This window comes from Candidatus Thiodiazotropha endolucinida (assembly GCF_001715975.1).
GTDB classification, from domain to species: domain Bacteria; phylum Pseudomonadota; class Gammaproteobacteria; order Chromatiales; family Chromatiaceae; genus Thiodiazotropha; species Thiodiazotropha endolucinida.
In genome coordinates this window covers 133,106-147,240 of sequence record NZ_MARB01000013.1, presented here as the reverse complement: position 1 = coordinate 147,240, position 14,135 = coordinate 133,106, and the positions used below count along the sequence as shown (strand labels likewise).

The 14,135-nt window shown below is 54.5% G+C and carries 11 protein-coding genes; 7 read left to right on the top strand and 4 right to left on the bottom strand.

Translation table 11 applies throughout. From position 1 onward, the window contains the following. Nucleotides 1–297: 297 nt before the first annotated feature. From CODIS_RS21520 to nifJ, 3 genes are all read right to left on the bottom strand, one after another. The gene (locus CODIS_RS21520; RefSeq protein WP_268805712.1) at nt 298–423 is read right to left on the bottom strand and encodes a hypothetical protein; all 126 of its coding nucleotides are present in this window, start codon (nt 421–423) and stop codon (nt 298–300) included. 2 nt (nt 424–425) lie between these two features. Beyond that, complete coding sequence (locus CODIS_RS12465) at nt 426–1,277, bottom strand: dienelactone hydrolase family protein (protein WP_069125491.1); 852 nt, start codon at nt 1,275–1,277, stop codon at nt 426–428. 285 nt (nt 1,278–1,562) lie between these two features. Then, nucleotides 1,563–5,138 (bottom strand): pyruvate:ferredoxin (flavodoxin) oxidoreductase, encoded by a 3,576-nt coding sequence (gene nifJ / locus CODIS_RS12460; RefSeq protein WP_069125488.1) that lies wholly within the window; start codon nt 5,136–5,138, stop codon nt 1,563–1,565. 303 nt (nt 5,139–5,441) lie between these two features. On the opposite strand from nifJ, the gene CODIS_RS12455 reads away from it, so the two are divergent. From CODIS_RS12455 to CODIS_RS12425, 7 genes are all read left to right on the top strand, one after another. After that, nucleotides 5,442–6,572: a 4Fe-4S dicluster domain-containing protein gene (locus CODIS_RS12455; protein WP_083220732.1), complete on the top strand. Its 1,131-nt coding sequence runs from the start codon at nt 5,442–5,444 to the stop codon at nt 6,570–6,572. Then, a complete protein-coding gene (locus CODIS_RS12450; protein ID WP_069125484.1) occupies nt 6,565–7,395 on the top strand; it encodes an FAD/NAD(P)-binding protein in 831 nt (276 codons plus the stop codon). Before CODIS_RS12455 ends, CODIS_RS12450 begins: the two co-directional genes overlap by 8 nt. Before the next feature lie 222 nt (nt 7,396–7,617). After that, the gene (locus tag CODIS_RS12445) at nt 7,618–8,406 is read left to right on the top strand and encodes an NADH-quinone oxidoreductase subunit B family protein (protein ID WP_069125482.1); all 789 of its coding nucleotides are present in this window, start codon (nt 7,618–7,620) and stop codon (nt 8,404–8,406) included. Then, nucleotides 8,399–9,700, top strand: coding sequence for a Ni/Fe hydrogenase subunit alpha (locus CODIS_RS12440; RefSeq protein WP_069125479.1), 1,302 nt, complete (start codon nt 8,399–8,401; stop codon nt 9,698–9,700). The genes CODIS_RS12445 and CODIS_RS12440 overlap by 8 nt, the downstream gene beginning before the upstream one ends. Continuing rightward, nucleotides 9,697–10,125, top strand: coding sequence for a hydrogenase maturation protease (locus tag CODIS_RS12435; protein ID WP_069125476.1), 429 nt, complete (start codon nt 9,697–9,699; stop codon nt 10,123–10,125). The genes CODIS_RS12440 and CODIS_RS12435 overlap by 4 nt, the downstream gene beginning before the upstream one ends. Nucleotides 10,126–10,262: 137 nt before the next feature. After that, nucleotides 10,263–12,641: a serine/threonine protein kinase gene (locus CODIS_RS12430; RefSeq protein ID WP_162420209.1), complete on the top strand. Its 2,379-nt coding sequence runs from the start codon at nt 10,263–10,265 to the stop codon at nt 12,639–12,641. 170 nt (nt 12,642–12,811) lie between these two features. Beyond that, entirely contained in the window at nt 12,812–13,414 is a 603-nt protein-coding gene (locus CODIS_RS12425; protein ID WP_154723112.1) for a fused DSP-PTPase phosphatase/NAD kinase-like protein, read from the top strand. Nucleotides 13,415–13,469: 55 nt separating this feature from the next. Here CODIS_RS12425 and CODIS_RS12420 read toward each other — a convergent pair whose 3' ends face one another. Continuing rightward, nucleotides 13,470–14,123 carry a TorD/DmsD family molecular chaperone gene (locus CODIS_RS12420; RefSeq protein ID WP_069125472.1) on the bottom strand — a complete coding sequence of 218 codons (654 nt, stop codon included), beginning with the start codon at nt 14,121–14,123 and terminating at the stop codon, nt 13,470–13,472. Between the last annotated feature and the right edge of the window lie 12 nt (nt 14,124–14,135).

Here is a 14,135-nt window from a genome sequence, read left to right as displayed (position 1 = left end):
CTCTATATCCCCAGCAAAATACTGATTTCTCTATTGTATCTAATCCAGTAAATTCGGACCCAAAAATCAACAGCCTGCTAATGGAAGAATTTGATTTCATAAGGACTTGATTGTTATTAGTATCTCCCGTCTGCTGAGTCCGGCTGTCATTTGTGTCCAGATTGCCCCCTGCCTTTAGAGCGTATCGCCAAAACAATAACCCATCGCAACGGTATTGTCCGTATTTGCACCAAGTTCGGTCGCTTTTTTCAGAGTGCCGTTCATCAGCATACGTATTATCTTCCGGTCTTCATACAGTTAGTTCTCCAGTATGACGGCGCGCATGATTTCGTAGTCAGTTAATCCATAACAGTCGTGGATGAGGACAGTGCCGTCGTGACGCCAGATCCGGGGGAGATGTAGTATCTCTTGTAGGGTTTTCATCCTCACTGTAGATAATGACTCATAAAGTCAGCGGCTCGTTGTATGGCATCTTTTGCAGCCAAATCATCAGCAAATGTGCGAATGTTCTCCGGACGAAAATCAAAACCACGCCCAACACCGGGATAGATGAATAGTTCTACAGGACGATTGTTGGCCTGCATTGACTTGACAGCGGTTTCTATACTCCGCCTTCTTTGGTACTGCTCTTTTTCACCAATAAAGATGAGTGCGGGAATGACAAGATCATCAGCCTCTTTGGCATAGCGATAAACCTGCATTGGTTCTGGTGCATTTGGGTCCTGCATATGCGGATAGTAAGAGACGTAGCAAGCGACTTCTTTGTTTTGCCGCTTCTTGGTAACAGCGACTTTCAGTGTCAAGTAACCGCCGCGTGTATGTGAGTAGAGACAGATTTTATCTGAACTGATATCCGGCAGACTCAGTAAATGATCAACTCCCATATTGACGTCACTTTCCAGTGCGTAGTCATGCTCTATTGGATATTTTTCGATGAATCGCGCGGAAAAGACATCAGGTGCGAGAATCACGAATCCACGGGCAGCAACTCTTTTTGCATGGCGTACCACCAAATCGTCAAGGCCACGCCGTCCATGTTGAAAGAGAATGCCAGGATATTTCTTGTTGTCATCAGGGCGGATAATCAAAGCAGGTATTTCAACATCTCCATTTGTGTAGGATGTATGACGTATAGTCACAGTGTTGTTGACTGGTATCGTTAATCTTCCTTTCTCCCACCATTCTTCATCCCACCATTGCTTGTTTGGGTTTAGGGGATCTTCAGCCTTCGCTAAGGGGCAAAGAAATGTTATCAGGCAAAGAATGATTCTTGACATTTTTTATATCTACGGTTCTTTGATTTCAGCACTATATTGAAGTACAAAAAGATAAGCCGAAGTAGAAAGTGATTTGTAAGATATAAAATAATTGTGGATGATATAAGTCAATTAAAAGACCTTAAGAAATTTAGTGGAATACCTCAATCTAACATTTCGATGATACTTTCTGAATAATAGCTGCAAAATTCAGTTTTAGGCGCCTAAGCGACGAGTATCTCGAAACCGGAAATGACCGGTTTTGGCTGCGGTATACTTGAGCACCTGACACGCATAGCGCATTGACTATTTATCTGTCTCTCCCACGGCCAGTTTTGCCAACTGTTCATAAAGTTGATAGCGGGTCTTGATATGCTGTTGTGCCTGACGCATGAAGCGTTCCGAAAGATCCGGGTGGGTACGCTCCAATACACTGAACCGGGTTTCTGTACTGGCGAAGTCGCGATAGGGGATGGAGGGCTCTTTGGAGTCCATCTTTAAGGGATTCTCGCCTTTTTCGGTCCGTCGGGGATCGTAGCGGAACAGCGGCCAGTGTCCCGAGTCGACCGCCAGCTCCTGCTGCCGGATGTTGTTCGACAGATCCACGCCATGGGCGATACAGGGTGAGTAACAGATGATCAGCGAGGGCCCTTCGTAGGACTCGGCCTCGAGAAAGATGCGCAGGGTATGCACGTCCTTTGCGCCGAAGGCCACCTGTCCCACGTAGACATTGCCGTAGGACATGGCCATCAAGGCGATATCCTTCTTATTGGTCGGCTTGCCGCTGGCGGAAAACTTGGCGACCGCACCGAGGGGTGTGGCCTTGGATGTCTGGCCGCCGGTGTTGGAGTAGGTCTCAGTGTCGAGCAGTAGGATGTTGACGTTGCGCCCGGATGCCAGGACATGGTCGACACCGCCATAACCGATGTCGTACGCCCAGCCGTCGCCGCCCACCAGCCAGACACTCTTTCTCGCCAGGCTGTCGGCCACCGCCAACAATCTTTTGCCCTCCGGAGTGTCGAGACCGGCCAATTTCTCTTTCAACATATCGATACGCTGGCGCTGTTCGAATATCTCCGCCTCATTCTGTTGTTCTGAGCCAAGCAGGGCGTCGCACAGTTCACCGCCCAGCTGTTCCTGCATCTCATGGATCAGGGTGATGGCCTGGTCTCGCTGCTTATCGATGGCGATGCGCATGCCGAGTCCGAATTCCGCATTATCCTCGAACAGAGAGTTTGACCAGGTGGGGCCTCTACCCTCCGGATTGGTGGTGTATGGGGTTGTGGGCAGATTGCCGCCGTAGATGGAAGAGCAGCCGGTGGCGTTGGCGATCAGCATGCGGTCGCCGAACAGCTGGGTCGCCAGTTTGATATAGGGTGTCTCGCCGCATCCCACGCAGGCCCCCGAGAATTCGAACAGGGGCTGCATGATCATCGATCCCTTGAGGGTCGTCTGCTTGAGCCGGGTGCGATCATACTCGGGCAGGGTCAGGAAGAAATCCCAGTTGGCACGCTCCTGGCGGTGGTAGGATTCATCGTCCACCATATTGAGCGCCTTGCGATGAGGGTCCTTTTTATCCCGGATCGGACAGATCTCCACGCACAGGCCGCAGCCGGTACAGTCGTCGGGCGCCACCTGATAGCTGATGTGGCTCCCCGGTTCGAAATCCTTGCCGCCCTTTACCTGGGTATGGAGGAAGCTGTCGGGGGCGTTTTCGGTCAGCGCTTCGGGGAAGACCTTTGAACGGATCGCGGCGTGAGGACAGACTAGGGGGCACTTGCCGCAGTGGGTACAGAGGTCCATCTCCCATTTCGGCAGCTGCAGCGCAATGTTGCGTTTCTCATAGGCGGTGGTGCCCACGGGCCAGGTGCCATCGGAGGGCATCAAACTGACCGGTACGGCATCCCCCAGGCCTGCGATGATCAGGGAGGTCACCTGTTGCACGAAGGGTGGCGCATCGGCGGGCACCACTGTCTTGGGAGTTTCGTCCCTGGTGACGGCCTGCGGCACCTGTACCGGGTGCAGACCGGCCAGCGCCGCATCGATGGCGTCATAGTTGCGTTGCAGCAGGCGTGCCCCCTTGCGGCCATAACTCTTCTTCACCGCCTGTTTGATCAATTCAATGGCGCGATCCTGATCCAGCAGGTCTGAGATAGCGAAGAAGCAGGTCTGCATGATGGTATTGATACGCCGGCCCATGCCGGTCTTATCGGCAATTGCGTAGGCATCGATGATATAGAAGCTGAGTGCCTTATCGATGATCTGCCGCTGCATCTTGCCGGGCAGGGTCTGCCACACCTCATCCGGTTCCGCACTGGTATTGAGCAGAAACACGCCACCCGGTTTGGCCTTGTCGAGCATTTCGTATCGGTCCGTAAAGGTGGGTTGGTGGCAGGCGACGAAACTCGCTTCGTCCTCGCCGATCAGGTAGGTGCTGTTGATCGGATCGGGGCCGAAGCGCAGATGCGAGACGGTCACTGCCCCCGATTTTTTCGAGTCGTATTGAAAATAGCCCTGGGCATGGTTCTCAGTCTGCTCGCCGATGATCTTGATGGAGTTCTTGTTGGCGGATACGGTGCCGTCGGCCCCCAGGCCATAGAAGAGGCAGGCGGTGACGCCCTGGCTGGCTGCGGGCCGAAAACGGCTGTCCCAGGGCAGACTGGTCTTGCTGAGGTCGTCGATGATGCCGACGGTGAAGGGGTTTCTCGGCCGGTCGAGGGCCAGCTCTTCAAAGATGCCCTTGACCATCGCCGGGGTAAACTCTTTCGAGGAGAGACCGTAGCGGCCACCGACGATTCTTGGCAACTGACTCCGGCGCCCTTCGTTGTAGGCCTGGGCGAAGGCTCCGAGTACATCCTTGTAGAGTGGTTCGCCATCGGCGCCGGGCTCCTTGGTGCGATCGAGGACAGCGATCTTCTGTACCGATGCGGGTACCGTGGCCAGCAGCCGCGCCGCATCGAAGGGGCGGAACAGACGCACCTTGACCATGCCGACAAGCTCCCCCTCGGCCACAAGATGCTCCACCGCCTCCTGGGCGGCGCCGATGCCGGAGCCCATCAGCATGATCAGGCGCTCAGGTTGCTCCGCACCCAGATATTCGAACAGGCTGTATTGGCGGCCGGTAAGGCGGGCAAAACGATCCATCGTCGATTGCAGGATGGACGATGCATCAGCATAGAAGGGGTTGACCGTTTCACGCCCTTGGAAGTAGACATCGGGGTTTTGCGAGGTGCCGCGAATCACCGGGTGGTCGGGGGAGCGCGCGCGTTGCCGATGGGCCGTGATCCACTCTTCGTCGAGCATCGCCCTGATGCTTCCCTCGTTGGGCATTTGGATCTTGTTAACCTCGTGTGAGGTGCGAAACCCGTCAAAGAAGTGGAGGTAGGGCACCCGGCTTTCCAGGGTGGCCGCCTGGGCGATCAGGGCAAAGTCCGCTACCTCCTGCACGCTGGCGGAGCAGAGCATGGCATAGCCGGTGGCGCGGCAGGCCATTACATCGCTGTGGTCACCGAAGATGGAGAGGGCCTGAACCGCCAGTGAACGGGCCGAGACATGCAGGACTGTCGGGGTCAGCTCTCCCGCGATCTTGTACATGTTGGGTATCATCAACAGCAGGCCCTGAGAAGCGGTGAATGAGGTGGAGAGAGAGCCAGCCTGCAATGCCCCATGTACTGTCCCCGCGGCGCCGGCCTCACTCTGCATCTCGATCACATCCGGCACCGAACCCCAGATATTTTTTATGCCCCTGGCAGACCACTCGTCTGACCACTCCCCCATGGGCGATGCCGGAGTGATCGGATAGATGGCGATGATTTCATTGGTTAGGTGTGCAATATAAGCGGCGGCTTCGTTACCGTCGATGGTCACCATGTTTTTTTGCATAGCCTGAATTCCTGGTCTGGTTGCCGGGTCAATCGTGAAAACCAAACTGATCTGCAGCGGTTATCGGTTATTTGCGTGAGTGCATTCCCGCTCCTGTTCGGTGCATTTAATATCCATGATTGATGAAGGTCATAGTTCGACTGAATTTATGTTTTTTTGCCTATGCAGCATGGATTCCTTGGCTAGAATTAAGTCGAAGAAGAATCCGATTCAGATCCTGAATCCTTTAATAGCGCAGGCACGTTTTTTTTAACTTTACGCTTTTTCCCAGTGATGACCAAGTAACGGTCACAAGGATCCAGTGTGAATTCTCAGATCCACCCATCTGTAGAAAGGCGTCCGGGTTTTCTCCCTCGTTCGTCATTGCAGACGCTCTTCACGGTTTTGTTACAGACCGGTTACAAGATATACGGTCCCCAGGTTCGTGACGGTGCGATTCAGTTCGTGTATATGGACGACCCTGAGTCGTTGCCGATGGGTGTGACCAATGAGCAGCAACCGGGGCACTATCGATTAACCAGCGGGGAGAGTAGGCGACTCTTCGACTGGAATCACGGTCCACAGGCTTTGAAGCCACTCTGTTTCGCTCCTCGTGAGGTGCTCTGGCTGGAGGGTGCGGCGCCCTTCGCTTTCAAGCGTACCCTGCCGGAGGTCACGCAGACTGCAGTGATTGGCGTGCGGGCCTGTGACTTGGCGGCACTGGCGATACTGGATCAGCACTTCGAACTCGAGATGCGGCCGGATCCCCATTACAGGCAGCGCCGGGACAGCCTGTTGCTGATCGGGGTCGATTGCGCCCAATCAGCCTCGACCTGCTTTTGTGCCTCCACCGGTGATGGTCCGGCTCTGGATGGTGGTTACGACATCGGCATGGCGGAACTCGATGAGGGTTTTCTGATCTGGCACCAAAGCGACAAAGGTCAGGCGATCACCGATCAATTGGAGCTCCGGGCCGCCACCGATGACCAGCTCGAGGCGATGCTGCAGGCCACCACCCGGGCAGCCGGACAACAGAAGCGCCATCTGCCCGGGAGCGAGGAACTGCAACAACTCTACAAGCGTTTGGAACACAGTCACTGGGATCAGGTTGCAGAGCGCTGCCTCGCTTGCGGCAACTGTACCGCGGTCTGTCCCACCTGCTTCTGTTATCAGGTCGAACATGAAATGGCCCTGAGCGGCGAAAGTGCGGAGATGGTCCGTAGTTGGGACTCCTGTTTCAGTCCGACCCATAGCGATATGGGGCATTTCCAGGTCCGCAACAACATCAAATACCGCTATCGTCAATGGATGACCCATAAGCTTGCCGGGTGGCAGGTGCAGCAGAGGCGTATCGGTTGCACCGGCTGCGGTCGCTGCATCGCCTGGTGTCCGGTGGGAATAGACCTGACCGAGGAAGTAACGGCAGTGTTGGAGGAGGGCAGTCTCGATGTTTGATCCCCATATGCCCCATGTCGCAGTGATCGATCGGCGTATTCAGGAATCATCCACAATCTTTACGTTAAGGCTTCAGTACGACTGGGAGGTGCAACAGGCCTACGAATTCGACCCCGGACAGTTCAACATGGTGACTCTCTTCGGTGTTGGAGAGATCCCCATCTCCATTGTCAACGACCCCCTGGACAACCACTATTTCGACCATACGATCCGGGTGGTCGGGCGTGTCTCGGACGGGTTGTCGAAACTGCAACCGGGTGATCGGGTCGGTATTCGCGGTCCTTTCGGTCGGGGTTGGCCGCTGGCGCGGATGAAGGGCAAGGATATTCTACTGATCACCGGAGGACTGGGCTGCGCCCCTCTGGTGTCGGTAATCAGATTCATCATGCGCCGACGCGAATACTATGGCCGCATCCACATCCTGCAGGGGGTCAAGCACTCCGATGATCTCATATGGCGCGAACAGTATGACGAATGGGCAAAGCTGAGAGACGTGCATATTCTGCTGGCGGCGGATGTTGTCGGTAAGGGCTGGAAAGGACAGCAAGGGATGGTGACTGAGCTTATCAGCCAGATTTCGGTACGACCCCATCGGACAGTGGCCCTGCTCTGTGGACCGGAGCTGATGATGCTGACAGCCATCGCCAACCTGCGCGACATGGCGCTGGCCGACGGCAGTATCTGGTTCAGTATGGAGCGCAACATGCAGTGTGGCATCGGGCAGTGTGGCCACTGCCAGATCGGTCCGCACTATGTGTGCCAGGACGGGCCGGTATTCTGTTATTCGGATCTGGCGGACTTTTTGGGGGCGAAAGGGTTTTAACTGACGAGTTTTGAGTTGTGAGTTTTGAGTTGGTTGTGTGCGGCAAGCCGCACGGTTTTTTGATTCCCTCTGCCTCAGGTAGAGGGCACACGTGAGGTGAAAAATCATGAGCGTAGCGAATACAACCAACTCAAAACTAAAAACTCACAATTTAAAACTCCCGGCACCTGTGGCTGTGTAAGCTGATCTATCTGACATTCTTTGAGGACGGAGTTTAGAAACATGACGGATACTAAACCAAAGCTCGCAGTCCACAAATTCAGCTCCTGCGACGGCTGCCAGCTGGCGTTGCTGAATCTGGGTGAGCCACTGCTGCTGCTTCCGCAGTTGGTGGATATCGTTCATTTTGCCGAGGCAGGTCCCAGCGACCCGGTAGCCCAGGCCGATATTGCATTGGTGGAGGGGAGTGTCTCCACGCCTGAGGATATCGAGCGCATCCGGCAAGTGCGGGAGCACAGCGGCTTGCTGATCTCCATAGGTGCCTGCGCCACCGCAGGCGGGTTACAGGCGCTGGCCAATTTTACTGACCGCGATACCTGGATGGCGGCTGTCTATGAGCAACCCGGCCACATCGAATCCTTGCAACACTCCAATCCCATCTCCCACTACGTTAAGGTCGATTTCGAGATCCACGGCTGTCCGGTCAATTCCCGTCAGGTAGTGGCGGCCTTGCGCGACCTGCTGAGCGGTGTCAAACCCCGCCCGGAGCGCCAGTCGGTCTGTATGGAATGCAAGCGTAAGGGGTTGGTCTGTACCATGGTCAGCAAGGGAGAGCCCTGTATGGGGCCGGTGACAGTGGCCGGATGCGGCGCCCTTTGTCCATCCATGGGGCGAGGTTGCTACAGCTGTTACGGACCCCTCGAACAGATCAATGATCGTTCCTTGGCTGAGCGTTTTAACCAGCTTGGCCTCGACCGGGCAGCCGTCGCACGACGGTTCCATTTTATTGCCAATCATGCCCCTGCCTTTAAACAGGCCGGAGAGCGGCTGAAAGAAACGACCAATGAATGACACAACACGTGATATCCACATCCATGTGCCGGTCTTGACACGGGTCGAGGGTGAAGGCGCCCTGAAGATCGATGTGGTGGACGGCGCCATCCAGAATCTGGCCCTGCACATCTATGAACCGCCGCGGCTATTCGAAAAATTTGTCGAAGACTACGAGTGCAATCAGGTCATCGACATGGTGGCGCGCATCTGCGGCATCTGTCCGGTGGCCTACCAGATGAGTGCGGTGCAGGCGTTTGAGAGCCTGTTCGGCTTTCAGCCACCGGACTGGGTGAGGGATATGCGCCGGGCGATGTACTGTGGTGAATGGCTGCAGAGCCATGCCCTGCATATCCATCTGCTGTCAGCTCCCGATTTTCTCGGTTTCGATTCGGCTATCGCTATGGCGGCCGACTATCCGGATGCGGTTCGGAGGGGGCTCGAACTGCAGAGCCTCGGCAACGACCTGATTGCGCTTTTCGGTGGTCGTTCGGTGCATCCCGTCGGGGTTCGTGTCGGTGGATTCTATCGGGCGCCGAGACAGGATGAAGTGGCAGCCCTACTACAACGCCTGGAGGCGGCACTGCCGGCAGCCGAGGCCCTGGTAGGCTGGACTGCCGGGCTCGAATTTCCGGATGACGAACAGGCCTTCACCAGTGTTGCTATGAGCCACCCCGATGAGTACGCCATCAATCAGGGCAACCTGATCTCGGGACAGGGCCTGGAGACCGAGATAACCTTCTATGAAAGCTATTTTGAGGAGCACCAGTCCCCACACTCCACCGCCCTCCATTCGACGCTGGATGAACGCCCCTATCTGGTCGGTCCTCTGGCCCGGCTCAACCTCAATTTCCATCAGCTGCCCAAGCCGGTGCGCAAGATCATGGACGGGTGCGGTATCCCGTTTCCCAGCCACAACATGTTCCACAGCATTGTGGCGCGGGCCATCGAGCTTCACCTGGCGGTTTATGAAGCGATCCGACTGCTGCAGAATTACCATCTGCCCGATGAACCTTATATCCCGCTCAAACCCCGGGAGGGTAACGCATTCGGCTGCACCGAAGCGCCGCGCGGTATCCTATGGCACCGCTACGATGTGGACGACCGGGGAATGGTGCGTCATGCCCGTATCGTGCCGCCCACCAGCCAGAATCAATGGCGGATCGAAGAGGATATCCGCCTGTCACTGGAGCGCTTCGGCCTGGACAATCCGGATGATGCGCTGCGCATGAGGGCCGAACAGGTGATTCGCAATTACGATCCCTGTATCTCTTGCGCCACTCATTTTCTCAGACTCGACGTTCATCGCCGATGACCCGCGTTCTCGGGGTCGGTTCACCCTTTGGCGCCGATCGACTGGCCTGGCTGGCCATCGATCATCTTGCCGGATTGGGGTGGAAGGATTGTGAGCTGGTCAAGCTCGATCGACCCGGCAGCCGGCTGGTCAGCTATTTTCATGATGTTGAACAGGTGGTGATCATCGATGCCGTGCGCTTGTCCGATCAACCGGGGAGTGTTGTTGCAATAGACCTTGAGAGGTTGCAGCGACTGGATTATCCGACCTCCAGTCATGGTTTTGGCGTGGCCGAGGCTGTGGCCCTTGCCAGGCAGTTGGGTGAACTGCCGCCCCGACTCCACGTGCTGGGTATTCAGACAGGTGAAGATGTCAAGCAACTGCCGGCCGTTGAGCTACAGGTGCTTGCAAACCTGGTTAGCGGGTATTTGGATCCGGCATCCTGACAGGGTCGATTGGATTAGTGCCGACAGGCCCTGGTACGACAATTCAGTGTCAACAAGCTCTGACACTCGTCCCATCATCCGCATAAGGTTTTCAGTGAATTGCCGATAAGAGAGATGGAGTTATTCCGGGAGTGATGATGAAGCCTAAAAAGATCGGCCGGTTTCAGGTTGGAGAACAACTGGGCGTTGGCAATCAGGGTACGGTCTATCTCTGTCACGACAGTCAGCTGCAACGCAAGGTTGCGATTAAACTGCTCAACAAGTCGCTGCAGGAATCATCGTTTCTGGATGAAGCCCGGGCGGCCAGCAAGCTCCAGCATGCCAATATCGTCTCCATCTACGAGGCCGGTGAGCACCAGCAGATACCCTACCTGGTGTTTGAGTATGCAGAAGGCGAACTACTGAAAGATCTGATTAACGGTGAACCTTTGGAGATGGCTGATGCCCTGCAGATCTTCCAGGGCCTGCTGGAAGGCATGGGCCAGGCCCACAAGGCAGGTATCGTCCATCGAGACCTGAAGCCGGCGAATATCATTATCAGCGAAGATAAGGTTCCGAAGATAATGGACTTCGGCATTGCCCGCCTTTTATCGGAGGCAAAGGGCCCGGATCGTCAACTTATCGGTACGCCCAGATACCTGGCGCCGGAGTACATCCAAAGAGGCGAGGTTGGACCGCAGGCCGATGTTTTTGCCCTTGGTTTGATTCTGGATGAGATGTTGACCGGAATGCCTGTGTTCAGCGGTCACAAGCAGCAGATCGTCATCGATGCCATTCTCAAGCTGGAGGTGAAGCCTCCATCCCAGTTCAATCCGGCAGTGGATGAGAAGCTCGACCGCTTCATCCTCAAGTCCCTGGAAAAAGATCCTGTCTTACGTTACAGCGATGCAACCGAGATGTTGCAGGCCTTCAATGAGATGCGTGGCGTGACAGGGGAAAAGCTGAGTGTCGAAGAAGATGCGAGCGGTACGGTGGAGTTCCTGCTCCGGCGGATGAAAAGGAAAAGCGACTTCCCCGCATTGTCACAGTCGGTGCGCAGCATCAATGCCATGGCCGATGCCAGCAATAAGGATGTCAATCAGATGGCGGGCGTCATCGTCAAGGATTTCGCACTGACGAACAAGATCCTGAAAGTGGTCAACTCCGCCTACTATGGACGCTTCTCCGGAAGAATCGGAACCGTATCGCGGGCAGTCGTGGTTTTGGGTACACAAGCCATCCGCTCGTTGGCGGCCTCTTTGATTTTTTTCGAGCATATCGAAAACAAGCAGCAGGCCGAACAACTCAGGGAACTGGTCTCATCGGCGATGTTCCGTGCAACCCTGGCACACAAGGTGGCGGATGAAATCGATCAGAAGGAGGCCGAGGCCTATTTTCTTACCGGTTTGTTGAACGACCTGGGTAAGTTGCTGGTGGCATTCTATCTGCCTGATGAGTCACAGGAGATTGATCGGCTGATCAAGGTCGATGGCAAGGAGCCGGTCGCGGCGCAGCACAGCGTACTGGGTGTCAGTTTCGAAAAGATCGGGATTGAGATCGCCGGGCAGTGGAATTTTCCCAAGTCACTCATCGATAGTATGAAGCATTGGCAGGGGGATCATAAACCGGTCAACCGATTGGAGCGCAGGCGTCTGGTCACCGCATTTGCTGATGATGCCATGGCGGTGATGGTTGAATCGGGGCTCGACAGCAAATCCGCAATGGAAAGCCTGGCTAAGAAGTATAACAAGGGGCTCAACATCACGAACAAACAGATCTCTCGATTCGCCACTCGGTCCATAGAGGAGTTTCAGGAGGTGGCGAAGGCGATATCGAGCGATATATCTGATCAATTCATACAAAAACTCACCTCAAAAACCGATAATCTGCAATCCCATAAGGGGATTGAAAAAAGTAAACCTAAAGCTATGGACAAGGACGGTTTGTCCGAAACACAGATTCTGGATGAAGAGGGTACCCAGACAGTCCAATCGACAGCGTCTGAGGATAATCCTCCAGCAGCTCCGGAAGATGCGGAAACCCTACTGATGGATGGCCTGCAGGAAGTGACGGGCATGTTGGTGGGAAACCACAGCGTATCCGAAATCTTCAACGTGGTGCTTGAAACCATGTATCGCGCGGTTGGTTTTCAAAGAGTCGTGTTGGCGCTACTGGATCGCAAGCGGGGGGAGATGGTGGGCAGATTGGGTTTCGGCAGTTCCGCCGATGAGTTTGTCAAGTTGTTCCACTTTCCCACGGTATATAGCGTGGATGTCTTTCATGGGGCATTGAAGAATGCCGTGGATGTCTATATCGCAGATACCACCGAAGGGAAGATCCAGGCCGATATTCCCGAATGGTACAAGCAGATCTCCAGTGCGGGATCATTTCTGCTATTTCCCCTGGTGGTTAAAAACAGAGCGGTCGGTTTGATCTATGCGGATCATTCCAGTCCGCACGGTCTGGAGATCGATAAAAAGAGACTCAACCTGCTGAAGTCTCTCAGAAATCAGATTGTGTTGGCGGTGAAATCCTAGGGATTATAAAATCTGTCCAATGAACATCAATCGCCATCAATATTCAAAAACGGCAACAGCGGTTTTTAATCTCACAACTGGAAGCCATAATATTGGGATTCAACGCCATATATAGCATAGTGAAAGCATACAGCACGAAAGATTCGTTCATCTTGTTTCTGATATACATCATGCTAATGACTCCGGGACATGTCAGTGCATGTGGTTGGTGGGGTGACGGTGAAGTCAATAGGGACGATAACGAAGTCATAACGACACCGGATGGAAGGGTGTTACCCCACATACTCAACCATCACTCATCAAAGCTTCCGGGACGGATGGGTTATGGCATTGCAATACCTGACCCGGGTCGTGCCATTCCTTATCTGCAGGCGACCATGGGACGCCCGCTCAATCGTATTGCGGAGCTGAGCGCGTTCGGGTTTAAAACGGTCATCGATGTTGGTACATCGGAAAAGAGTGCTGGTCTTCATCGAATGGAGACCGAAGCGCTTGGTATGCGCTATATAAGCATACCGGTTGACGGCAACCTGCCGAGCCGGGAGCAGGTTGAGTATTTCACTCAACACGTGATAGATGCCAGCCATGGAATGCTGCTGGTCTATGCCCCAAGATCAGAACTGCTTGGGACTATGTGGGCGGCCTACCGGATGAATCTTGGCGCACCTGTCGGCTTCGCCGTAAATGAAGGCAGAGAACTCGGTATGCTGCCTGATCAAGAGATAGCTCTTCGTAATCGATATGGGTCAAAAAAAGACCCCGAAACGCCCTAGCTGAAGAGGCGTTTCGGGTCGATAAAGGTCTTTGAAATAGCCGCCTTAACAGGCACTAAGCAGCTGTATCGATTATCAGGCTCCTCTCTTCGAGCTTAAGGAAATTCTTTGTCAGCTCAGCCAGTTCCCGGTAAAAAGGAATATCCGCCTGCGCTACCACCGCATCACAGAACTTGGGTATCCAACCCAGAATATGCTGTTGCAAGAACATGCGCTGAATTGACAGGCAGTACTCGGCACTGATGCGATCCATCTCTATCCACTTGTCGGCTTCCCAATCGGCCAGCTTCTGCATGAACTCAAGTTCAACACTGATATGATCAGGCAACCCAGTGAACTGGGAAGCGTAATCAAGTCCGGTTGTCTCGATGAACTTCTTCACTTCAACTGTTCTGGCGCCCCATAAACCACCTGAGTCACCATCCACTTCAGTGAAAATCGATTCATGGGCGGAAATATGCCGTCCAGGACCTATGAACAGGCGCGAAAATTCAAGCGCAAGTTGATCGGCTATGGCTGATACGGGTTCGCTGTAAAAAGAGCCACCCATATCCAGCTCCATGTCCGAGAAGGCCCCCGACAAGCGGGGCCCCCTCAGTTCGTTGATGAAGGCTTCGCTGGGCTCCTGTCGAAAGACCAGGGTCAATAACCCATACATGTCACTTCTTGTTTTGGCGTTATCGGCCATTTTATTCCAGTCGGTTCCCATGTCAGCTCTCCT

What these genes read in the sequence shown, in the direction of transcription:
- CODIS_RS21520 (WP_268805712.1), bottom strand. Translation starts at nt 423, where the DNA reads ATGAAAACCCTACAAGAGATACTACATCTCCCCCGGATCTGGCGTCAC.
- CODIS_RS12465 (WP_069125491.1), bottom strand. Translation starts at nt 1,277, where the DNA reads ATGTCAAGAATCATTCTTTGCCTGATAACATTTCTTTGCCCCTTAGCG.
- nifJ (WP_069125488.1), bottom strand. Translation starts at nt 5,138, where the DNA reads ATGCAAAAAAACATGGTGACCATCGACGGTAACGAAGCCGCCGCTTAT.
- CODIS_RS12450 (WP_069125484.1), top strand. Translation starts at nt 6,565, where the DNA reads ATGTTTGATCCCCATATGCCCCATGTCGCAGTGATCGATCGGCGTATT.
- CODIS_RS12445 (WP_069125482.1), top strand. Translation starts at nt 7,618, where the DNA reads ATGACGGATACTAAACCAAAGCTCGCAGTCCACAAATTCAGCTCCTGC.
- CODIS_RS12440 (WP_069125479.1), top strand. Translation starts at nt 8,399, where the DNA reads ATGAATGACACAACACGTGATATCCACATCCATGTGCCGGTCTTGACA.
- CODIS_RS12435 (WP_069125476.1), top strand. Translation starts at nt 9,697, where the DNA reads ATGACCCGCGTTCTCGGGGTCGGTTCACCCTTTGGCGCCGATCGACTG.
- CODIS_RS12430 (WP_162420209.1), top strand. Translation starts at nt 10,263, where the DNA reads ATGAAGCCTAAAAAGATCGGCCGGTTTCAGGTTGGAGAACAACTGGGC.
- CODIS_RS12425 (WP_154723112.1), top strand. Translation starts at nt 12,812, where the DNA reads ATGCTAATGACTCCGGGACATGTCAGTGCATGTGGTTGGTGGGGTGAC.
- CODIS_RS12420 (WP_069125472.1), bottom strand. Translation starts at nt 14,123, where the DNA reads ATGGGAACCGACTGGAATAAAATGGCCGATAACGCCAAAACAAGAAGT.